At 54.0% G+C, this 22,637-nt stretch carries 18 protein-coding genes; 6 read left to right on the forward strand and 12 right to left on the reverse strand.

Translation table 11 applies throughout. The annotated features are described in order from the left end of the window. Positions 1 to 136: 136 nt before the first annotated feature. The 3 genes from araH to AC1DUO_RS00750 all read right to left on the reverse strand — a co-directional run bounded on the left by araH (position 137) and on the right by AC1DUO_RS00750 (position 3,984). Positions 137 to 1,141, reverse strand: coding sequence for an L-arabinose ABC transporter permease AraH (gene araH / locus AC1DUO_RS00740; RefSeq protein ID WP_013575455.1), 1,005 nt, complete (start codon positions 1,139 to 1,141; stop codon positions 137 to 139). Positions 1,142 to 1,159: 18 nt separating this feature from the next. Then, positions 1,160 to 2,746 (reverse strand): L-arabinose ABC transporter ATP-binding protein AraG, encoded by a 1,587-nt coding sequence (gene araG, locus AC1DUO_RS00745; RefSeq protein ID WP_477986190.1) that lies wholly within the window; start codon positions 2,744 to 2,746, stop codon positions 1,160 to 1,162. A 251-nt stretch (positions 2,747 to 2,997) separates the two neighbouring features. Next, the gene (locus tag AC1DUO_RS00750) at positions 2,998 to 3,984 is read right to left on the reverse strand and encodes an arabinose ABC transporter substrate-binding protein (RefSeq protein WP_013575452.1); all 987 of its coding nucleotides are present in this window, start codon (positions 3,982 to 3,984) and stop codon (positions 2,998 to 3,000) included. Positions 3,985 to 4,400: 416 nt separating this feature from the next. Here AC1DUO_RS00750 and AC1DUO_RS00755 point away from each other — a divergent pair, with 416 nt between their 5' ends. The 5 genes from AC1DUO_RS00755 (at position 4,401) to AC1DUO_RS00775 (ending at position 11,395) form a co-directional block, all read left to right on the forward strand. Further along, positions 4,401 to 6,080, forward strand: a complete 1,680-nt coding sequence (locus AC1DUO_RS00755) for a ribulokinase (RefSeq protein WP_477986192.1) — start codon at positions 4,401 to 4,403, stop codon at positions 6,078 to 6,080. 36 nt (positions 6,081 to 6,116) lie between these two features. Beyond that, positions 6,117 to 7,622, forward strand: coding sequence for an L-arabinose isomerase (gene araA / locus AC1DUO_RS00760; protein WP_013575450.1), 1,506 nt, complete (start codon positions 6,117 to 6,119; stop codon positions 7,620 to 7,622). Between the two features lie 296 nt (positions 7,623 to 7,918). After that, positions 7,919 to 8,668 (forward strand): ABC transporter ATP-binding protein, encoded by a 750-nt coding sequence (locus AC1DUO_RS00765; RefSeq protein WP_112152228.1) that lies wholly within the window; start codon positions 7,919 to 7,921, stop codon positions 8,666 to 8,668. Between the two features lie 77 nt (positions 8,669 to 8,745). Beyond that, entirely contained in the window at positions 8,746 to 9,687 is a 942-nt protein-coding gene (locus tag AC1DUO_RS00770) for an ABC transporter substrate-binding protein (protein WP_173362096.1), read from the forward strand. A gap of 49 nt (positions 9,688 to 9,736) precedes the next feature. Further along, positions 9,737 to 11,395 carry an ABC transporter permease gene (locus tag AC1DUO_RS00775; RefSeq protein ID WP_166860292.1) on the forward strand — a complete coding sequence of 553 codons (1,659 nt, stop codon included), beginning with the start codon at positions 9,737 to 9,739 and terminating at the stop codon, positions 11,393 to 11,395. On the opposite strand, the gene AC1DUO_RS00780 is transcribed toward AC1DUO_RS00775, so the two are convergent. The 5 genes from AC1DUO_RS00780 to AC1DUO_RS00800 form a co-directional block, all read right to left on the reverse strand. Then, positions 11,392 to 12,885 (reverse strand): MDR family MFS transporter, encoded by a 1,494-nt coding sequence (locus tag AC1DUO_RS00780; protein ID WP_217244122.1) that lies wholly within the window; start codon positions 12,883 to 12,885, stop codon positions 11,392 to 11,394. The two genes, AC1DUO_RS00775 and AC1DUO_RS00780, sit on opposite strands and share 4 nt — an antisense overlap. 169 nt (positions 12,886 to 13,054) lie before the next feature. Beyond that, on the reverse strand, positions 13,055 to 13,558 hold the full coding sequence (locus AC1DUO_RS00785; RefSeq protein ID WP_477986196.1) for a hypothetical protein: 504 nt from the start codon (positions 13,556 to 13,558) through the stop codon (positions 13,055 to 13,057). A 39-nt stretch (positions 13,559 to 13,597) separates the two neighbouring features. Next, positions 13,598 to 14,284: a dethiobiotin synthase gene (bioD, locus tag AC1DUO_RS00790; protein WP_013575444.1), complete on the reverse strand. Its 687-nt coding sequence runs from the start codon at positions 14,282 to 14,284 to the stop codon at positions 13,598 to 13,600. Positions 14,285 to 14,607: 323 nt separating this feature from the next. Further along, positions 14,608 to 15,831 carry a sugar metabolism global transcriptional regulator Mlc gene (gene mlc / locus AC1DUO_RS00795; RefSeq protein ID WP_013575443.1) on the reverse strand — a complete coding sequence of 408 codons (1,224 nt, stop codon included), beginning with the start codon at positions 15,829 to 15,831 and terminating at the stop codon, positions 14,608 to 14,610. 167 nt (positions 15,832 to 15,998) lie between these two features. Continuing rightward, positions 15,999 to 16,898, reverse strand: coding sequence for a LysR family transcriptional regulator (locus tag AC1DUO_RS00800; RefSeq protein ID WP_477986199.1), 900 nt, complete (start codon positions 16,896 to 16,898; stop codon positions 15,999 to 16,001). Positions 16,899 to 17,038: 140 nt separating this feature from the next. Between AC1DUO_RS00800 and AC1DUO_RS00805 the strand changes: the two genes are divergently transcribed. Next, a complete protein-coding gene (locus AC1DUO_RS00805) occupies positions 17,039 to 18,331 on the forward strand; it encodes an MFS transporter (protein ID WP_166860288.1) in 1,293 nt (430 codons plus the stop codon). Positions 18,332 to 18,377: 46 nt separating this feature from the next. Here AC1DUO_RS00805 and AC1DUO_RS00810 read toward each other — a convergent pair whose 3' ends face one another. From AC1DUO_RS00810 to AC1DUO_RS00825, 4 genes are all read right to left on the reverse strand, one after another. Then, a complete protein-coding gene (locus AC1DUO_RS00810) occupies positions 18,378 to 19,472 on the reverse strand; it encodes an ABC transporter ATP-binding protein (RefSeq protein WP_013575440.1) in 1,095 nt (364 codons plus the stop codon). Between the two features lie 4 nt (positions 19,473 to 19,476). Then, a complete protein-coding gene (locus tag AC1DUO_RS00815; protein WP_013575439.1) occupies positions 19,477 to 20,319 on the reverse strand; it encodes a carbohydrate ABC transporter permease in 843 nt (280 codons plus the stop codon). Positions 20,320 to 20,329: 10 nt separating this feature from the next. Next, positions 20,330 to 21,253: a carbohydrate ABC transporter permease gene (locus AC1DUO_RS00820; RefSeq protein ID WP_013575438.1), complete on the reverse strand. Its 924-nt coding sequence runs from the start codon at positions 21,251 to 21,253 to the stop codon at positions 20,330 to 20,332. Between the two features lie 63 nt (positions 21,254 to 21,316). Next, positions 21,317 to 22,597: an ABC transporter substrate-binding protein gene (locus tag AC1DUO_RS00825; RefSeq protein WP_013575437.1), complete on the reverse strand. Its 1,281-nt coding sequence runs from the start codon at positions 22,595 to 22,597 to the stop codon at positions 21,317 to 21,319. Positions 22,598 to 22,637: the final 40 nt, after the last annotated feature.

Consider the following 22,637-nt stretch of genomic DNA (forward strand, 5'->3'; position numbering starts at 1 on the left):
TATTCTAATCGGCAGTGAAAACGCTGCCAGTAAAGGTTGCTAAATTGTGAACAACCACGCGTTTTTTCGGCATTTAACCCGTAATAGCGTTAAATGCCGCGTGATGATTGCGTGAAAGCGTTATCACAAAACCAGATTAAACGGTCTTTTTCGCTTTCTGTTTGTAGCGGTCGAAGATAACTGCCGCCAGCAGGATCAAGCCACGAACCACATATTGCGAGAACGGAGAAATGTTCAGCAGGTTCATGGCATTTTCCACGGTACCCAGAATGAGGATCCCGGAAACCACATAGGAAATTTTACCGATACCGCCTTTCAGGGAAACGCCACCCAATACGCAGGCAGAGATAACGATCAACTCGAAGCCCAGTGAGGTCATCGGCTGGCCGCTGGTCATACGTGACGCCAGAATGATCCCCGCCGCCGCTGATACCAGCCCGGACAGCACGAAGATGATGATTTTCGTACGCACCACCGGCACACCGGCCAGACGCGCCGCATCTTCATTACCGCCAATCGCCAGCGTGTTACGCCCGAAGGTGGTTTTGTTCAGCAACAGACCAAAGATGATCAGACAGCCGACCGTCAGCCAGATAGGTGCAGGCAGCCCCAGCCAGTTGGCATAACCGAGGGTGAAGAAACGTTCGTCTTCGATGCCCACCGCTTTACCGTCAGAAATGATGTACGCAAGACCGCGCACAATCTGCATAGTGGCAAGCGTGGTGATCAGCGCATTGATTTTCAGACGGGCGATAACAAAACCGTTGAGCAAACCGGTCAGCATCCCGAGCAGTAAACCGGCAGCAACGCCGATCCACAGGCTTTCGGTCATGTTGATCACCACGGCGGTGGTAACGCCCGCACAGGCAATCACCGATGCAACAGACAGATCGAAGTCACCGGAAGCCAGACAGAACAGCATCCCGCAGGCCACCATGCCGGACATCGAAATCGCCAGCCCCAACCCTTTCATGTTGATGAAAGAACTGAAGTTTGGCACGAAAATGGTACAGGCGATAAACAGCACGGCGAACACCACTAACATGCCGTAACTGTCCCAGATACGCATCAGACCCTGGCCGCCGCGTGAGGCTGCTGAAGGTTGATCCGGTTTGGCTGAATTGGTTGTCATACTCGACATAATATTTTTGCTCCTCAGTCAGGCAGCGTCATGGGCAGAATCAAGAACTGGCGTGCGCAACATAGCGAGACCCAGCGCTTTTTCTTCGGTGGCGTCGTCATGCAACAGTTCGCCGGAGATTGCGCCTTCGCGCATCACCACCACCCTGTCGGCCAGACCCAGCACTTCCGGTAAATCACTGGACGCAAACAGCACCGCAATGCCTTGTTTTGCCAGTGAATAAATCACATTATAAATTTCATGCTTGGCGCCAACGTCGATACCCCGCGTTGGTTCATCCAGCAAAATGACTTTCATTTCTTCCGACAACCAGCGGCCCAGAATGGCTTTTTGCTGATTGCCCCCTGAAAGGTTCATGATCAGTTGCTGGTCGCTGGGGGTTTTGATATTCAGCGCATCGATATGTTTACGCGCATTTTTCGCTTCCCAGGCGTTGTTGATCAGGCACCCTGCCTTCACCGTTTTGCGACGGGCGCTGATGTTGATGTTGTCGCGCACCGAGTGCACAGGAATAATGCCGTCAGCTTTGCGGTCTTCCGGACACAACATGATGCCCTGGCGGATCGCATCTGCCGGTTTACGAATATTCAGCGCTACACCGTCCAGCCGGACGGTACCGCCGGTAATACGCGTACCACCAAATAATCCTTTCATCAGCTCACTGCGCCCTGCACCCACCAGCCCGAACAGGCCGACGATTTCGCCCTGACGTACCGTCAGGCTGACCGGCGTTCTCACGCCCGGTGCTTTCACCTCATCCAGTTCAAGGCGAATTTCGCCGTGCGGACGCGGCGCGTAACCGTAAATGTCATCGAGATTACGGCCAACCATCGCCTGCACCAGCTTGCTGTTATCCACCTGTGTCATGTCGTCAAAGGTGCGAACGTAACGTCCGTCTTTGAAAACGGTGACGGCGTCACTTAATGCAAAGATCTCTTCCATACGGTGTGAGACATATAAAATCACACGCCCTTCCGCCCGTAACTCACGGATAACACGGAACAATTTTTCAATTTCGCGTGCAGAAAGCGAACTGGTAGGTTCATCGAATGCAATAATTTTGGCATTGCGCGCCAGCGCCTTGGCAATTTCCACCATCTGCCACTGGCCGATGGAGAGATATTTCAGCGGTGTATCGGGGTCGATATCCAGCCCGAGATGTTCAAGCTGAAGTTTGGCTTCGTAACGCAGCAATTTACGGTTTACAAAACCGTGTTTGCTCGGCAACTGCCCGAGATAAATGTTCTCTGCTACCGTCATTTCCGGCACCAGATGGAGTTCCTGATAAATGATCGCCACACCGGCATCGAGCGCATCCGTGGTATGGCTGAACGCGACCGGCTGGCCTTTGATATGAATATTGCCCTGGGAAGGCTGATAGTTCCCGCTGAGGATCTTCAGCAGGGTGGATTTCCCCGCTCCGTTTTCGCCCATCAGCGCATGAATTTGTCCGGCGTAACAATTGAATGAAATACCGTCCAGCGCTTTCACGCCCGGAAAAGTTTTGCCAATGTCATGGAATTCCAGATACGGCCTGGCCGCATCAAACTCCGTCAGTGACGGTGTCAGCAAAGGCGTCTTATTATCGAAAGATTGCTGAGTCATAGTGGCTACCTGGAAGTTGAGTAAGTATGGATGCACGCCACTGCAAAGCAGAAAACAGTTCAAACTATTTAAAACTGTCGTCCGTTCTGCAGCAGCGTCTCTCCCCTTCATACTTCAAGTCGCAGATGCGTTGGCTACGCTTACTCACCCGAATCACTTACTTATGTAAGCTCATCGGGACTCGCTCACTTGCCGCCTTCCTGCAACTCGAATTATTTAGGGGTATTGCTTGTTTCAACCACATCTGAAGATCACATAAGACCTTTTTTCTTCAGCTCTTCTTTGAAGTTGTCGCGGGTAATCAGGACAACATCCGTCACTTCGGTAAATTTCGGTGGTTCAACGCCTTTGGTAACCCATTCATTCAGCATCTGAATACTTTTGTAACCGTGGATATCCGGGCTAGGTAACAGGGAACCGTAGAAGCCAGTCTGGGCGCTTTTTGACAACTCATTCACTGCATCCACACCGTTGATGCCGATGCCGATCACGTTAGCCGCTTTAAAGCCCTGACCTTCGGTTGCACGCACGCCACCCAATACGGTGTTGTCGTTCATGCCGATGATCAGCCAGTTTTTCACTTCAGGATGTTGCACCAGCAGGGAGTTACCGGCATCCAGTGCGCCCGGGATGTCGTTAGATTTAGTCGGGACTTTGTAGATTTGTTTTTCCGGGAAACCGGCAGCTTTCAGTGCCTCCATTGAACCGGAGGTGCGGCGGCGCGCCGTATCGAGTTCATCGGCAGTAATGGCCATCACGCCGGTATCAGCGACTTTCCAGCCACGTTTTTGCATTTCTTTGTACAGTTCCTGCCCCTGACGTTCGCCGATTTTGGTCGCTGCCATCATGACTAATGGCACTTCTTCCATTGGCTTGCCTTTGGCATTCACAAACTGGTCATCCACCTGGATCACTTTCATGTCATAGCTGCGCGCTTTCGCCATGATGGCAGGGCCGAGACGCGGATCCGGCGTACAGATGACAAAACCTTTCGCGCCGTTGGCCGCCAGGCTGTCGATTGCATTCAACGTTTTTTCACCATCCGGCACGGCGATTTTAATGACGTCGAAGTGGAGATCCTTACCGGCTTTATCTGCGAACCGCCATTCAGTCTGGAACCACGGCTCTTCCGGCTGTTTAACCAGGAAGCCCAGCTTCGGATTCTCGGCTGCCATAGCTGAATGTGACATAAGGGCAGCTAACCCGACCGCCGCTAATGCCTTAGTGAATTTATGCATGATGTTCTCCGACTTTTATTGTTGTTTTTCACAATCACAGTCTTAAATCTGGTGGTTTGCCGCAATCGTGAAAACGTTATCAGTAGCGTAAAGAAACAAAGTGAAAGTGCGGCGAAGTCCAGTTTATAGAGGATTTGCGTCACACTCTCTTGTAAGACGGGTTAAGTTTTAGCGGTAATTTTGCAGCGGAATGTAGAGCGCTATCACACGGCGGGAAAACAGCAGGTTTGTGCATAGATATAGCGATTTTAGCCAAACGCTAACATTTGACCAACCTCACAGAAACATCATTGGGAGCAGATTTGTGCATACTTCCAGCTAACGCCTCCTCACTCACTTTTTTGCATCCTCCTACTGTTAGAGCAATTCGATTCGCCGCCGTAATGACTACGGCAAACCTGAAGGAGTGAGAAAGAATGACGCAAGGTGCGATTGCTCTTGGTCTTGATTTTGGCAGCGATTCCGTCCGTGCCCTGGCTGTGGATTGTCAGACCGGTGCCGAGATGGAAACCGATGTGGTTTATTATCCGCGCTGGAATGAAGGTCGCTATTGTGATGCGGCAATAAATCAGTTCCGCCATCACCCGCTCGACTATATAGAGGCAATGGAACAGGCGATTAAAAACGTAGTGCAACGTCTGGGCAGCGAGCGTGCTGCGCGCGTGGTGGGTATCGGCGTCGATTCCACCGGCTCAACCCCCGCTCCTGTCGATGAGGAAGGCAACATTCTGGCGCTGAAAGCGGAATTTGCCGAAAACCCGAACGCCATGTTTGTGCTCTGGAAAGATCACACGGCAATAGAAGAAGCGGAAGAGATCAACCGTCTGTGTCGCAGCGGCGATTTCCCCGACTATTCCCGCTATATCGGCGGCGTTTATTCCTCAGAATGGTTCTGGGCGAAAATCCTGCACGTTTCCCGTGCTGATGCTGCGGTTAAACAAGCAGCCGCGTCATGGGTTGAATTGTGCGACTGGGTGCCCGCCCTGCTTTCCGGCACCACCGCGCCGGACAAAGTGGTGCGCGGACGTTGCAGCGCCGGACACAAAATGCTCTGGCATCCGTCATGGGGCGGCCYGCCACCAAAAGCGTTCTTTGCCGCCCTCGATCCGCTGCTGGTTGAACATCTGCCCTATCCGCTGTTTACCGACACCGTCACCGCCGAACAGGCTGTTGGCACACTGACACCTGAATGGGCAGAACGTCTTGGCTTACCCGCCAGTGTGGTGCTTTCGGGCGGCGCATTCGACTGCCATATGGGGGCAGTCGGCGCGGGCGCACAGCCTTATACGCTGGTCAAAGTGATCGGCACCTCCACCTGCGACATCCTGATCGCCGATAAAGAACGCGTAAACGACCGTGCTATCGCCGGGATCTGCGGACAGGTGGAAGGCAGCGTCGTGCCGGACATGATCGGGATGGAAGCCGGACAATCCGCTTTCGGCGACATGTACGCCTGGTTCAGCCGTCTGCTGAGCTGGCCGCTGATTCAGGCCGCCAAAGCCCATCCGGAAATGGCACCGCAACTGACCAGCCTGCAAAAAAATCTGCTGACCGATCTCACTGTGGCCTGGGCCGCTCATCCGAAACTGGATCATCTGCCGCTGGTGCTCGACTGGTTTAACGGCCGCCGTACACCGTTTGCCAACCAGCGCCTGAAAGGTGTCATTACCGATATCAATCTGGGCACCGAAGCACCTGAACTGTTCGGCGGCTTTATCGCAGCGACCGCTTTTGGCGCGCGCGCCATCATGGAATGTTTCGAACAGCAGGATATTCCGGTAGAAAACGTGCTGACGCTCGGGGGCATCGCGCGTAAATCGCCGGTCATCATGCAGGTTTGCGCCGATGTGATGAACCGTCCGTTGCAAATTGTTGCTTCCGATCAGTGCTGCGCCCTGGGTGCCGCGATTTTCGCCGCCGTCGCTGCCGGGGAGTTCAAAGATGTTCCTGYCGCACAGGAAAAAATGGCCTGCAGCATCGAACGTACGCTGACGCCGGATCCGCAGCGCGTCGCGCAGTATCAGCGCCTGTACGAACGTTATCAGCAATGGTGTGCCACGACTGAACCGCTGTTTGCAGCGAAACCGGCGCATTAACCCGTATTTCATCTATCCGATATTCAGGAGTAATAAATGGACGCGTTTAAACATCTCGAAGTGTGGTTCGCCATTGGCAGTCAGCATCTGTACGGTCCGCAGGCATTACGTCAGGTAAAAGAGAACGCCGAGAAGGTGGTCAGTAGCCTGAACAGCGAAGCCGGTTTGCCGATAAAACTGGTGCTCAAACCGCTGGTGACCACGCCGGACGAAATCACCGCATTGTGCCGTGAAGCCAACTATGACAACGCCTGCGTGGGCATCATCACCTGGCTGCATACCTTCTCGCCGGCCAAAATGTGGATTGCCGGGCTGAGCATCCTGCATAAGCCGCTGATGCAGTTCCATACGCAATTCAATGCTGAAATCCCATGGGAAACCATGGACATGGACTTCATGAACCTGAACCAGACCGCGCACGGTGGCCGTGAATTCGGCTTCATCGGTGCCCGTATGCGTCAGCAACACACCGTGGTAGCCGGTCACTGGCAGGACGGTGAATCTCACCGCCGTATCGCCCAGTGGATGCGCGTTGCTGCCGCCAAAAACGAAAGCCAGCACCTGAAAGTGGCACGTTTTGGCGATAATATGCGTGAAGTTGCTGTCACCGAAGGCGATAAAGTTGCCGCTCAAATCCAGTTCGGCTACAGCATCAGTGCCTACGGAATTGGTGATTTGGTCAGCGTAATCAACGAAGTCAGCAAAGGCGACATCGATACGCTGGTGGAAGAATATGAAGCCACCTATCGCCTGACGGATGCGGTAAAAATTAACGGCGAACGTCGTGAAAACTTGCTGGATGCTGCCAAAATTGAACTTGGTATGACCCGTTTCCTCGAACAAGGTAAATTCGGGGCATTCACGACCAACTTTGAAGATCTGCACGGCATGAAACAACTGCCCGGGCTGGCAGTCCAGCGTCTGATGCAGAAAGGCTACGGCTTTGGTGGCGAAGGTGACTGGAAAACGTCTGCCCTGCTGCGCATCATGAAAGTCATGGCCAGCGGTCTGAAAGGCGGCACTTCTTTCATGGAGGATTACACCTACCACTTTAAACCAGGCAGTGATCTGGTGGTGGGCTCGCACATGCTGGAAGTATGTCCGTCGATTGCCAAAGAAGAGAAACCGCTGCTTGATGCGCAATATCTCGGCATAGGCGGTAAAGCGGATCCGGCGCGTCTGATTTTCTCCACACCGGCAGGTCCGGCGGTCAATGCCAGCGTCATCGACATGGGTGACCGCTTCCGTCTGCTGGTCAATCTGGTGGATACCATCGAACAGCCACACCCGCTGCCAAAACTGCCGGTTGCCCGCGCTATCTGGAAAGCCCAGCCATCACTGGCAACAGCGGCAGAAGCGTGGATCCTCGGCGGCGGCGCGCACCATACTGTGTTCTCACAGGCACTGGATATTGACGCGCTGCGGTTATATGCGGAATTTTCCGGGATTGAATTGCTGGTGATCGATAACGACACGACGTTGCCGGACTTCAAGAATCAGATCCGGTGGAATGAGGTGTATTACAAACTTTGCAGTCGCTGATTTGTTTGCTCCTCCCACTTCAAAGAGCAGTTTTTTCTTTGCTCCTCCCCCTGCGAAGGGGGAGGCCGGGAGGGGGTTTTAAAGCCAAACACGCTGTCAAAGTACACTTCAAGTCTTTGATTTTTCCTTAATACCCCACCCCAACCCTCCCCTTCGCAGGGGAGGGAGTCGCCCCAGCCAGTCTTCACATTTCTTAAGCATCCCCGACAAGAACGAACAGAAACTGTCATCCGTCCGTCACATTCCCCCTTTACCCTCACCTGCACTAATAAGTCCCAAAGAGGATAGTACCAACCATGATCATTCCAGCTACAGCCAGCGGGAATGCGCCTTCGCGCATGTCTTCTCCCCCCGCGATCTCTGTCCATCAGGTGTCCCATTTCTTTGGGAGCAACCCGGTACTCAATCACGTCAATTTATCCGTGCCGGAAGGCACGATCCTCGCCCTGCTTGGCCCTTCCGGCTGCGGAAAAAGTACTCTGCTGAAAATGCTGGCGGGATTACTCCATCCTGCGTCAGGACAAATCAGCTTCGATGGTGTCACTGTCGCCAGCGGGAAAATCAGTCTGCCACCGGAAAAACGTAATCTCGGCATGGCCTTTCAGGATTATGCCCTGTGGCCGCACATGACCGTGCGCCAGAACGTCGCGTTTCCGTTGCAGATGCGCGGCATCCGCGGTGCGATACAGCAGGAGAAAGTGATGGCGGCGCTGGAGCGCGTCGGACTGGCGGATTTTGTCTCCCGCCGCCCTGCCGAACTTTCCGGCGGTCAGCAACAGCGTGTGGCCCTCGCCCGCGCCATTGTGGCTGAGCCACGCATTTTGCTGTTCGACGAGCCGCTGTCGAATCTTGACCGCGACCTGCGGGAAAGCCTGTGCGAGGAAATGGCAACATTGTTGCGCCAGCTCGGCACCACGGCGGTGTATGTCACCCACGATCAGCACGAGGCTCACGCACTCGCTCACCGCATTGCGCGCATGGACAAAGGCGCGATCGCCAGCATTGACCAGATTGACCCTTCCGTTGTTTCACCTTTTGTTGCTTAACCTTTGATGGAATGAAAATGATGACCCGCACACACAACAAAACCTCCAAAACGTTTTCCCGTACCAAAACAGGCGTAATGACAGCAATGACTCTTTCTCTCGCAATGGCGGCAGGCAACGCTCAGGCACTGACGCTCTACACCGCCGGGCCGGGCTCGCTGGCAAAAAAACTGGCGGCAGGCTATGAAAAACAAACCGGCGTAAAAGTCGATGTGTTCCAGGCAACAACCGGCAAAGTGATGGCTCGCCTGGAAGCCGAACAGGCCAACCCGCGGGCCGATATACTTATCTCAGCATCCTGGGATACCGCAACCGATCTCGAACAACGTGGCTGGTTGCTTGAATACCAAAGCCCCAATGCGGCACAGGTTCCCGCGCAGTTTAAAACCCCCTATTACGTCGCTCAGGGTATTTCCGCACTGGGCATCGTCTGGAACACAAAAAGTGGGACGACCGAGCCTAAAGACTGGGGCGATTTAGCCAAACCGGAATTCAAAGACAAAGTGACCACGCCGGATCCGTCTCTCTCCGGGGCGTCTCTGGATTTGCTGATCGGTCTACAAAATGCCCACGCGCAACAGGCCTGGAAACTGTTTGAGGATCTGAAAGCCAACGGCATGATTATCGCCGGACCCAACGCACAGGCGCTGACGCCGGTCTTACAGGGCGCGAAAGCTGCGGTATTTGGCGCGGTTGATTATGTGTCTTACGCCAGTATGCAGGACGGTGAATCGGTCAAAGTGATTTTCCCGAGCAGCGGAACGGTTATCGCCCCGCGCCCGATGATGATCCTCAAATCCAGCCAGCAGCCCAAAGAAGCCAAAGCCTTTATCGATTACGCGCTGTCGCCTGAAGGCCAGAAACTGGTCGCCGATGCCTGGCTGATGCCAGCCCGTACGGATATCGACGCCAAACGCCCGCTGTTTAAATCGCTGAAATTATTACCGGAAGCATCACAGGCTTCCGCATCACGTAAAGACGTTCTCGACCGCTTCGCGAAACTGTTCGGACAGCAATAATCCCTTCCCGGGCTGTTTGAAAAAGCAGCCCGCTTCTGAGATTTAATCAATGAATAGAAATGCTTTCCTGCCGGGCATGACGGGCATTGCGCTGTTACTGCTGGTCGCGGTGCCGGTCAGTTTTGTGATTTTACAGGCGGTCTTTCCGCATCTGGATGCCGGCAGTTATTCGGCACCGTTCAGTGCATTTTATCGTGTTTTCCAAGAACCTCAGTTACGTGAACTGTTCGCGACAACATTAAAAGTCGGTCTGGGCGTGGCGATATGCAGCGGCCTGATTGGCATTCCATTAGGTGCCTTGCGCGGCCTGTTCGTGCTACCCGCCGCCGCGCTGTGGGACATCCTGTTTCTGGTGCCCTTCCTTTTACCGCCGTATATTGCCGCGCTGTCATGGATGATGGCGTTACAGACCCACGGTTATGTCCAGCAACTGCTGCCGTGGCTGCATCTGAATGATTTTTTGTTTTCGCTGCCGGGCATGGTGATGGTGATGACGCTGAATGTGTTTCCGGTCGTGTATTTCGCGGTATCGCGCAGCATGGCCGCCAGCGGCAGTCGTCTGGCAGATGTTGCGCGTATTCATGGTGCGGGTCCGTGGCGGGCATTTTTGCGCATCACTTTACCCATGGCGTTACCGGCAATGGCCTCCAGTTTGTTACTGGCGTTTACGCTGTCGATTGAAGAATACGGCGTGCCCGGCGCGCTGGGTTCGCGCAGCGGCATTCTGATGCTCACCACCGGCATCGAACAGCGCCTTGCCGACTGGCCGATCGACCTGCCCGGCGCGGCAGTGCTGTCGCTGATGCTGGTAGCAATTGCGCTTTGTGCGTACAGCGTTCAGCGTGCAGTGCTGGCGGGCAAGAATGTGGAAAGCGTGACCGGCAAACCGGCGGACGTGACACAAAAAACGCCGGGAGTCTGGACAATTCCGGTGCTGATGTTGTTTACAGCGGTGGCAGTGATTGCCGTCGCACTGCCGATTGTCTCCACACTGGCCACGGCGTTTTCCCGCACGTTGTCCGGCGGGCTGTCGTGGCAGAATCTGACCTTCCGCCACTTCAGTAATCTGTTTGCCGCGCACGGCGACGCGCTGAGTGCGCTGTCGACCAGCCTCAGTCTGGCGCTGGGTACCGCGCTGATCGCCGGGGCGACCGGCTTTCTTGCCTCGTGGCTGGTAGTGGCACGAAAAATTCGCGGTGCGGCGGTTATCGACGGTTTATCGCTGTTACCGGCGGCATTGCCGGGGATTGTGGTGGGTGTCGGTCTGATTCTGGCCTGGAACCGCAGTTTCTGGCCGGTGACGCCGTACAACACCTGGGGAATTCTGCTGCTGGCTTACTGCTGCCTGTTGCTGCCTTATCCGGTGCGTTATGTCAGCGCCGCGTTGAAGCAGATTGGCGGCAATCTGGACGCCGCCGCACGGGTGCACGGTGCCACGGCGGCGCAGACATTGCGTCTGATCCTGCTGCCGCTGGTATTTCCGAGCCTGCTGGCATCAATGATGATGGTTTTTGCCGTGGCGTCACGGGAACTGGTGACGTCCCTGCTGCTTTCACCGGCGGGCGTACAGACCGTATCGGTGTATGTCTGGCGTCAGTTTGAACAGGGTTCGGTGGGCGACGGGATGGCGATGGCGTCGGTTGCAGTGCTGCTGAGCCTGACGCTGATGTTGATTGCGGTCAGGCTGCAACAACGACCCCCGGCTTAGCTTTCCCGCTGCGGTTCAGCGTGCGGGCGGTCACCGGAGGGGATCAGTAAACCGGCGGCGACTGCCAGTACCGAAATCACTGCAGACACCACAAATACCCAGTGCAGCGACGCCGCCACGCTGTCGGTCAGAGCACCCAGTTGCTGGCTATCCATTGCGCTGCGGGTGGCTTTCTCCATCAACAGATGTACCGGATCGTTTACCTGCGGCAGACGATATTGCAGATTCAGATTCAACGTTGCGCCAAGCACCGCGGTGCCAATGGCGGAACCCAGCATACGGGTAAAGAGTGTTGAGGCCGTCGCGATGCCGCGGATAGCCGGTTCAACGCTGTTTTGCACCGAGACAATAAAGGTGGTATTACACAACCCCATGCCCGCGCCAATCGAAAATGCCGCCAGACGCGCCATCCACAAACCGGACGATGGCGAAAGCAGCAACAGCGCCAGACTTCCGCCGACCAGCAATAATCCGCCAATGACCGCCGTTGCACGGTATGAAGTCGCCTGCATCAGACGACTGCTGAACATGCTCGCCAGCGGCCAGCCAATCGACATCAGCGCCAGCGTGGTGCCCGCCTGTAACGGCGTTCCGCCGAGTACGCCCTGCACATAGGTTGGCAAAAATGCGCTGATACCCATCATGGTGGCGCCAATGATCAACCCGCCAACATTTCCGGCAATAATCACTTTGCTTTGCCACAGCGCCAGCGGGAACAAAGGCTCCGGCGTTTTACGCTCCTGGCGGATAAGCAGCCATGCGCTGCAAACGGCTAATGCCATCAGTGCCAACGCCCAGTAACCCAGCACTTCAGCCTGCAACAGCGCCAGGAGTAAGGCCGCGACAGAAAGGGTCAGATAACCGGTACCGGCCAGATCCAGCTTATGTGGTTTACGCTGTCCGTCCGGCGGCAGGTATTTCACCAGAATGATCATCGCCACCAGGCCGACAGGCACGTTCACCCAAAACACCACCGCCCACGGGAAATGAGAAACAATAAACGCTCCCATCAGCGGGCCGACAATCGCCGAAACGCCCCATACGCTGGACAAATATCCCTGCGCTTTTGCCCTTTCCTGCGGGCCGTACACATTGGCAATCAGCGTGGTGGCTATCGGCGTGATTGCCCCTGCACCCAGTCCCTGCAGGGCACGAAAGCCGATCATCCAGCCAAGCGAAGGGGCGAATCCGCACAGAACAGAGCCGATCAGAAACAGCGTGGTACCGATGAAAAACATTTTCCGGCAACCATACAAATCCGCCAGCCGCCCGTAGATGGGTACGCTGATCGCCTGCGTCAGCAGATAGACGGCGAACACCCAACCGAGCAGCGAGAACCCACCCAGATCGCCAATAATGGTTGGCATCGCCGTCGCGACAATGGTCACTTCTACGGCGGCCATAAACATCGACAACATGCAGGCGGCAAGGATTAGAGGTCGGTGAGAAGATTTAACAGCAGACTTTACTTCAGGATGATTGACGGCCATGTTCTTTGTTTTCTTTAGCATTGTTTTGATGAGTGCACGCAGGCAGATACCAAATTATAGACAAAAAAGAGGCGCCGGGTTTGCACACAGCGCCTGTTAAGGACAGTTTAATTATGACAACATCAGTTATAAGTGTTGACTAAAAAAAGATGATTTATTGAGAAAGCGATTATGCGTCCTCTGGCCTGAATAAATGGATGGGTAAAGTGAGGCGTACGGGGGCTAATAAGTTGGAAAAAGCCAATGACCGGGAGGGAGCAAAATGTCCACTACCATTAGTCCAGCGCGTCAGTCGCCCGGCACTAAATACGAGCTCACCAGCGAAATAAACTCCGCGTTCCCTTTCTATTATCACTCCCCCCTTTTTATGTTCACAGATACCCGTAAGAGAAGTATGTCCATGGACATTTTGATAATCTGCCTTGCCGCAAATAACAGCCCCCGGAGCATCATCCATGATAGCAAACACCCAGCCACCTCCATTTGGTACAAGGGTGCGTTGAGGATCCATTATATTAACAAGTTTATAATTTCCCGCCGCCTGACGGATAACTTCATAAACATATAACGGATTAGCGGGTTCCTGATCGACACATTTAGGGTCGATCACTTTCATCATTTTGCGTTGAAGCAACATGCTGTTCAATTTTGAATATTGCTGTTTTTCAGGCACTTAATTCCATCCATGATAAATTTTAAAAAACCGTCAGCCTCATACTTTAATCACCATTTCCAGGTTAAAGCTGGACAGGTCGATAAACTTCGCCATATCGCGGCTTTCCGCACGAGGTAAATACGGAATTTCACCGAGCAGCGGTGCGGAAATATTGACGCTGAGCGCATCAATCGTTTCCTGGTAATGAGCCAGACAGGGATTAATGCGGTTCGCCACCCAACCAAGCAGTGGTAAACCATCCGCAATAATCGCCTGCGCGGTTAATAACGCATGGCTGACACAACCTTCCTGAATACCTACCACTAATACTACCGGCATATTTTGCTGGCGGACCCAGTCCGAATATAAAAGATGCGGTGTGATCAATGTTCTCCAGCCGTCGCACCCTTCCACTACAACGGAGTCAGCCTCCTTACGCATGAAATTAAGACCGTTAGTCATTATTTCAAAAACATTTTCAGGGACCTGGCTGGCATAAATATCTTCATCAGCTAATGCCAGCGGAGTTATTTTATTAAAAGGATAAGAAATTGAAGATGACTGCTGGAGCGTTACCGCATCTTTATTTCGAACCCCGTCGGCCAGCTCCTGACTGCCTGTTGCAATAGGTTTATAGCCTAAAACGCAGCGATCCTGCGCGGCTAAAGCCTGAAGCAAGGCACGTGTGACAATGGTTTTACCTACACGGGCATCCGTACCCGTGACGAAAAAGTGCGTTAACATGGAATTCAGGCTCCGGGATCTCTCCGTCTTATTGAAAGATAGTCTCCGGTAAGAACACACCGCCAGAGACAAAGTCACGACAGAAAGTCTAGGCGATGCGGGATGAGAGCGGTTTGCGTTAGCGCAATGTTTTGTTGACTGTCCATGCAGTTAATGCAGAGGGCTTATATTTTTTTATTTACGTACACAGGTTAATGATATATCCCAATTAATGGAAATTACGACAGGGTGGCAAGGAAGAAAGTCCCGATGCGCTGACGAAGATCAAGGATTCGGGCGAATAAATGCAGCCAATGCAGAAGTATCTTCAATTACGCAGGATATTAGCCTTGCAGTAATTTAATTAACAGGGATCCGCTATATAACGCATCTTTCACTAACGCCGCGCCGGGCATCGTTCCCTGATTATAGAATTGTGTCGATTCAAGTTTGATATTTTCGCTATAGGCGGGAAGCGATTGCTGCTGAATACAGGACATTATCGCGGGATGGAGAATATCCTGAGATAAATTCAGCGGTGAGCCGATCAGCACTTTCTCCGGATTAAACAGATTGACCATGATCGCCAGAATGCGTCCAACGCTTTGTCCGACGCTGATGATCACATCACGCGCTAGCTGATCGCCACGGTTTGCTGCATCACACACGGCCTCGATAGTCAGCGACACACCATGCAGTAAGCTGGCCGGAACCGGTACCGTTAACCGCTGACGAACCAGATCAAGAATGCTGTCAGTGCTGGCGACAGTTTCAAGGCAACCGTGATTGCCGCAATAACAGCGCTTGCCGTAAGGATCCACCTGCGTATGGCCGATTTCCGCCACACTGCTGCTGCCCGCGTGCAACACGCGCCCGCCCGTGATCACCCCTGCTCCGACGTTGTGATCAATCACCACCTGTACCACATTTTTACAGCCCCGGGAGGCACCGTATAGCAACTCGGCCAGCGTCCAGGCACCGATATCGTGCTGCACATACACCGGCAAACCGGTGTGCTCAGACAGCGTGTCACCCAGCGGCATATCAAACACGTCATGATAAAACGGCATGCGGTGCACAATGCCACGCCGTGCGTCAATCATGCCCGGTAAGGTAATGGCGATGGCGGTGAGACGTTCGAGTTTGCGCTGATGACGGATAAAAAACTGATCGATTTCCGAAATAATACGTTTAAGCAGAGGTTGCGACGCCTGTTCCGGCAGCGGGAGGACTTCTTCTACCACCAGTTTACTGCTGAGATCACGCAGACCCAGGGTAATGGAACCGAGGCTGATACGTGCTGAAAGATAATGCCAGGCCTGCGTATCGAGCGCTAAACCAATGGCCGGACGCCCGCGGCTACCGGGATCCTGAAATTCAGTTTCCAGCACCAGATGCGCCTGGATTAACTCACGAACTATCTTGGTGATACTGGCAGGAGCCAGTTGTGCTTTTTTTGACAATTCAATGCGCGAAATAGGACCAAACTGATCTATCAGGCGGTACACAGCACCGACATTGGTTTGTTTTATCTGATCTATATGTCCTGGTTGCCCGTCGGGGATCACTCAAGGAACTCCTGTTATTTTCGCGCTTCAAAATAAAGATTAGGGCTATGTTGGAGTTTTTGTTATATGTCGTCAACTATTTGATTCGTTATGTGATTTGGTGCACAAATTGCGCGAAAACACGCTCAGAATTGACTGGAAATACAGCATCTTCTGACTTCGCCTCCTTATTCTTCGTGTAACAACAAATCCATAAATGCCCGGGCTGCGGCAGTCGCAGGACGCCGTGCGTGATTCACCAGCCAAAGCTCTGTCGTGCCCTGTAGCGTGCCAAATCGCAAATACCTCACCCCTTCAACCTGAATACGCAGATAAGAAGCGGGCAGAATTGACACCCCGAGACCGGCCGCGACCAGGCCGATAATGGTCAGCGGTTCGCCGACTTCCTGAGTGATATACGGCGTGATCCCCTGCACTTTGAGCTGGCCGAGTATATCGTCGTGAAGCGACGTGCCGACATCTTTGGAGAAAAACACAAAAGGCTGATCGGCAAGGTGCTGAAAAGTCAGTTCACCCTCTTTAAGCGCATTCAGCGGATGGTCTTTGTGCACCACAGCAATCAGCGGTTCGGACAGCACAAGATGGTGTTCCAGCTCCTCCGGTAACTCGCCATTACGCATAATGCCCAGATCCAGTTTTCCCTCCAGTAACGGTTCGATCTGCTGTTTGCTGTTGAGCTGCTCAATGCGAATATTGACATCCGGATAGGTCAGACGAAAACGGTGCAAGGTGCGGGAAACACGACGTAAAAACGGTGCCGAAGAGGTCAGCCCGAGGGTCAGATTGCCTGACTCGCCGCGATGAATGCGTGCCGCCTGGGCGGACGCCTCACCGACACGCTGCAAAATCTGCCGGGCTTCCGGTAGAAACGCCTGTCCCGCCTGGGTCAGCCGCACGCTGCGGTTGTTGCGGTAAAACAGCGCGGCGCCGAGATGGGTTTCCAGCGCCTGAATTTGCTGGCTCAGCGGCGGCTGGGACATGTGCAGACGTTCCGCTGCCCGGCCAAAATGCAGTTCCTCGGCAACAGCGATGAAATAACGTAAATGACGCAGTTCGATGTGGTTCATGATGTGGATTAATTCACCAGATTGATACTTTAAACGTATCGTTTTTGACTGATTAATATATTAGACAATAAACCTCGCAGCGTTAAAATTCTTATACATTTTAAAATTAAGTTTTACAGCCCCCGTATTAAGGACTTCCAGTGAAAACCTCCCGGCGGATTTCCGCTGCACCAGCCAGTGATTCAGTTAACGACGACGAGTTAAATCCTGAAACCCCCGTCGCCCGCTCCGGACTTAAAACTCCTTTTATCAAACGTGGTACGCCGCAATTTATCCGCGTCACCCTTGCGCTGTTTTCAGCGGGTCTGGCGACGTTTGCCCTGCTGTATTGCGTCCAGCCAATTCTGCCGGTGTTGTCGCATGATTTCGGCGTTTCACCGGCCACCAGCAGCCTGTCGTTGTCGTTGTCCACCGGTTTAATGGCGATTGGCCTGCTGTTCACCGGGCCAGTTTCTGATGCCGTCGGGCGTAAATCAGTGATGGTGGTGGCGTTATTTCTCGCTGCGGGCTGCACGCTGGTCTGTTCCTTTATGCAAAGCTGGGATGGCATTCTCGTCATGCGTGCGCTGATCGGCCTGTCGCTGAGCGGCGTGGCGGCAGTCGCCATGACTTATCTCAGTGAGGAAATCCACCCGAGCGTGGTCGCTTTCTCGATGGGCTTGTACATTAGCGGAAATTCTATCGGTGGCATGAGCGGACGTTTAGTCAGCGGCGTGCTGACGGATTTCTTCTCCTGGCGTATCGCCGTTGCCGTCGTTGGTTTCTTCGCGCTCGCGGCGGCAATTATGTTCTGGCGCATTCTGCCGCCGTCAAAACATTTCCGGGCAAGCTCGCTGAAACCACGCAAGCTGCTGATTAACTTCAAGCTGCACTGGCGCGACAGCGGCTTGCCGCTACTTTTCGCCGAAGGTTTCCTGCTGATGGGGAGTTTCGTGACCATGTTTAACTACATCGGTTACCGTCTGCTTTCATCGCCCTACAATCTGAGCCAGGCGATTGTCGGTATTATCTCTGTGGTCTATCTGATGGGCACCTACAGCTCGCCGAAAGCCGGTGCGCTGACCGGTGTTTATGGCCGCGGTCCGGTGCTGATCGGCGCAACAGCGCTCATGCTGCTGGGGATTTTGATCACCGCCTTCTCGCCGGTCTGGCTGATTTTCATCGGTATGATCCTGGTTACCGGCGGGTTCTTCGCCGCCCACTCCGTCGCCAGCGGCTGGATCGGGCGTCGTGCACGCCGCGCAAAAGGACAGGCTTCCTCGTTATACCTTTTCAGTTATTACGCAGGGTCGAGCGTCGCCGGGACGTCAGGCGGATTCTTCTGGCACTCATTTGGCTGGTACGGGATTACCGGGTTTATCAGTTTGATGCTGATTGCCGGTGTCGGTGTCGGCTTTAAGCTGATGAGCTTATCTGAGGCGAAAGCGGTTTAACTGGTTTGCTCCTCACCCTTCGCAGGGGGAGGAGCAAACCCAAAATCTACTCCCCTAATTTCCCCATCCGCCGCTGGCTATCCCCCTCAAACAACTGCATTCGTGCAGTATCAATCTGTACCCACACGCGATCCCCCGGCGCGGCACCCGATCTCACCATGCTGTAAACACTCAGGCTTTCACGGCCAAATTTACCGTGGATCAGTTCGCTCAGACCGGTCGGTTCAATCAGCGTGATGTCCAGCGGCACGGCGCCCGGCGCACCCTCTTCGCACAGCACAATGGCTTCAGGGCGGACACCATAAATCACCTCTGAACCACTTTGCAGATTCATGATTGAAGGATCCACCGGCAGCGTTAATTCCGGCGTAATCCGTAACTGCGGTGCAGAATCACCCAGTTCCAGTGTGCCGTTGATGAAATTCATTGAAGGCGACCCGATAAAGCTGGCAACGAATTTATTGGCCGGTGTGTCGTACAGTTCCAGCGGCGTGCCGACCTGCTGGATCAGGCCATGATTAAGCACCACAATACGGTCGGCGAGCGTCATGGCTTCGACCTGATCGTGCGTCACATAAACAATGGTGTTTTTCATTCTCTGATGCAGGCTTTTGATTTCAATCCTCATCTGCCCGCGTAACTGCGCATCTAGGTTGGAAAGCGGTTCATCGAACAAAAACACCTGCGGTTCGCGCACGATCGCCCTGCCCATTGCCACCCGCTGACGCTGCCCGCCGGAAAGCTCTTTCGGGCGGCGATGCAGCAGCGCGGTCAGTCCGAGGATATCGGCAGCTTTATTTACCGCAGCCTCAATCTCCGCTTTCGGGCGTTTTTGCACTTCGAGGCTGAAGCCCATGTTGCGCGCCACGGTCATGTGCGGATACAACGCATAACTCTGGAATACCATTGAAATGTCACGGTCTTTCGGCGCCACCTGATTCATCAGACGCGAACCAATATGAATGTCCCCCGCCGTCGCCAGTTCCAGCCCGGCGATGGTGCGCAGCAGGGTCGATTTACCGCAACCGGACGGCCCGACCAGCACCACAAACTCGCCGTCTTTAATGGTCAGGTTGATATGTCGCAACACTTCGACATTTTCGTAACGTTTTTGAAGATCGGAAATCGTAATCTGAGCCATAAAATTATCCTTTAACCGCACCCGCAGTCAGCCCCTGAACCAGGTAACGCTGAATGAACGCAAAGAACAGACAGGCAGGAATGAGCGCCAGCACGGCCGCCGCCATCATGTCGCCCCATGAAACCGCGAATTTCGACACAAAACTGAGTAAGCCAACCGGGAACGTCATCACCTCGTTTTTGTTGATGAGCATCAGCGAGAACAACAATTCGCTCCACGCGGCGGTAAACACGAAACCTAACGTTGCCGCCATGCCCGGTAACGTCAGCGGGATGATGACTTTGCGCAGCGCCATAAAGCGGCTGCACCCTTCCAGCATCGCGGACTCTTCCAGATCCTTCGGAATGCTGTCGAAAAACGACTGCATCAGGAACGTGGCAAAAGGGACGTTAAAGGCGGTGTAAATCAGCACCAGTCCCAGCAGGCTGTTGGTCAGGCCGAGCGGTGCCATTACTTTGTAAATTGGCGCGAGGATCATCACCAGCGGGAACATCTGCGTAAACAGCAGCAGCGCGGCCATCACCGTTTTGCCGCGAAAACTGAAACGGGAAAATGCAAAGCCTGCACCGGCAGCAATGATCGTGGTCAGAAATGCCGTGCCGAATGACACAATCAGACTGTTGAAGAAATACAGTGGAAACTGGCTTTCCGTAAACACCCGCTGAAAATGTGTCAGCGTCATCTCACCCGGCCACATCCGCACGCCTTCGCTGTAGAGCAGTTTGTCCGGTGTGATTGAGATTTTGATCAGCCAGTAAATCGGGAACAGCGCGAACACCAGGTAAAACAAAATTCCCAGCCGGTGTCCGCCCTTGCGCAGCCACGCGTTGAATGACAATGCGTTCATATGAGCCTCCTTATTTCAGCAACTGATGGCGGATGCGCAGTAAAACCAGCGCGTAAAGCGTCATCAGCACCAGCAGGAACACCGCCATCGCCGACGCATAACCAAAGTCGAGTTTGCGGTACGCAGTGGTGAAGATGAAACTCGACAGAATCGAGGTGGAATTCGCCGGGCCGCCGTCAGTCATCACCACAATCAGGTCGGCGAAATTCGCAATCCAGATGGTGCGCAGCATCACCGTGATGGCAATCATCGGTGCCAGAAACGGCAGTGTAACTTTGCGAAACTGCTGCCAGCCGGTCGCCCCGTCCATTGCCGCCGCTTCGTACAAATCTTTCGGAATCGACTGCAACGCCGCCAGCAACGTTATGGCGAAAAACGGAATGCCGAACCAGACGTTGGCCACCACCGGGCCGTACAGCGCCAGTTGCGGATCAGACAGAATATTGTACGGCTCGGAAATGATATGCAGATCAGCCAGCCAGTAAGGCAGTACGCCAATCACCGGATTGAGCAACCACGCCCAGGTCAGGCCGGAGAGAAACGCCGGAACCGCCCACGGCAGAAACACCAGCGCCTGCACCCAGCGGCGGCCGGGAAACTCACGGTTGAGCAATAAGGCTAACCCCAGCCCCAGCGCGAACTGCAACACCAGTGAAGTCAGTGTCCAGTTGAAGGTATGGCGCAGCGCAGCATAGAAATGCCGGTCATCAAACATGGTGCGGAAGTTATCCAGCCCGACCCAGCCGGTATCGAAAGGGTTAAGCAACTGGATGTTCTGAAAAGCATAGGAAATACCGATGGCCATCGGAACAAAGATAAACAGGCCGATCAGCACCAGCGTCGGGCTGAGATAAACCCAGGGTTCCAGCAGCGCCCGCAAACGCGGGAAGCGCGGCACGGCAGCGGTGTCTGGCGGTGAAACTTCCAACATCATGACGCGTCTCCGTTGAGAAGAATATCGAACTCCGGCAGCAGATTCGCGCCGGAGTTATCCGGTTTACTTTTGCGCAGCCAGCCAGGCTTTCTGTTCTTTGGTCAGGTATTTCGCCCAGTCTTTCACCATGCTTTCGGTGTCGTTCTGGCCGAGCAGCGTTTCCTGCGAACTGTCTTTCACAATCACCGAGTTGAAATAGCCCCAGCCTTTGAGGTGCGTTGGCATAGTCAGCGGGATGTAATCCGGGCTATTCAGCTCGGCAAACCAGCCTGCAAACTGCGGCGCGTGGTAATACGCATCCTGCTCTGCGCCCTTATAAATCGGTAAGGTGCCGACAAATTTCGACCAGGTGAGGTTGTTTTCTTTGTTACTGAGGAAGGAAATCAGATCCCAGCTTTGATCCTGATGTTTGCCCTGTTTGAACATCGACCAGCCGGTATAACCGATGGTCGGATAGGCTTTGCCGTTCGGCCCGAGCGGCATTGGCGCGACCGAGAAATCGTCAGGATTCATGCTGTTTTTGATGGCGATCAGCGCGTCCGGATCCTGATCGAGCATTGCGCATTTACCGGAATAGAATCCGGAGACGATTTCGTTAAAGCCCCAGTTGACGCTGTCTTTTGGCGCATAACCCTTCTGGTACATATCCACCAGGAATTGCGCACCTTTAATCGCACCAGGTTTGGTCAGCGTGCTGTTGCCCTCTTTGTCGAAGAAGTCCGGCGAGCCGTTCATCGCCGCCATAAACATCATCCAGGCATTCGTACCGCCGACGCCGCCGCGCATGCAATAACCGCTGATGCCGTTACCCAGCGCGCTGATTTTCTTCGCATCCGCCATAAACTCGTCCATGGTTTTCGGCGCCTCGGTCAGACCCGCCTGCTGGAAGAGTTTTTTGTTCCAGAACATGGCCCGCAGATAAAAACCGTACGGGATCATGGTGGCGGTGCCGCCGGAAGAACGCGCCATGGTCAGTGTTTTGTCAGTCAGATCCGGCGTGCCCGACCAGCCTTTCAGCCGCGGTTCGAGATCAGCCAGCATGCCGTTACTGGCATACAGCCCTTGCCAGGTGTCCGGCATTTCCACCACATCCGGGTATTGTCCGCTCTGGATCATGGTGCCAAGCTTTTCAAACGCCTGTCCCCACGGCAGCGACACCACGTCGATCTCGACATCAGGGTGCTGCGTTTTGTAAGCGGTTAACATTTTTTGCAGCATTTCAGTACGCGCCGGGCTGGTGATCACTTCCACCAGCGTCAGTTTGGTGGCGGCAAAACTGGCGCAGGAAAACAGGCTGACGCTGAGCGCCAGCAGGCTGAGCACATGACGTTTCGGGTGTCGCATAATCTTGATTCTCCACGGTGAAAAAAGTCGGAACACAGGA

This window comes from Rahnella sp. P4_A8 (assembly GCF_056402435.1).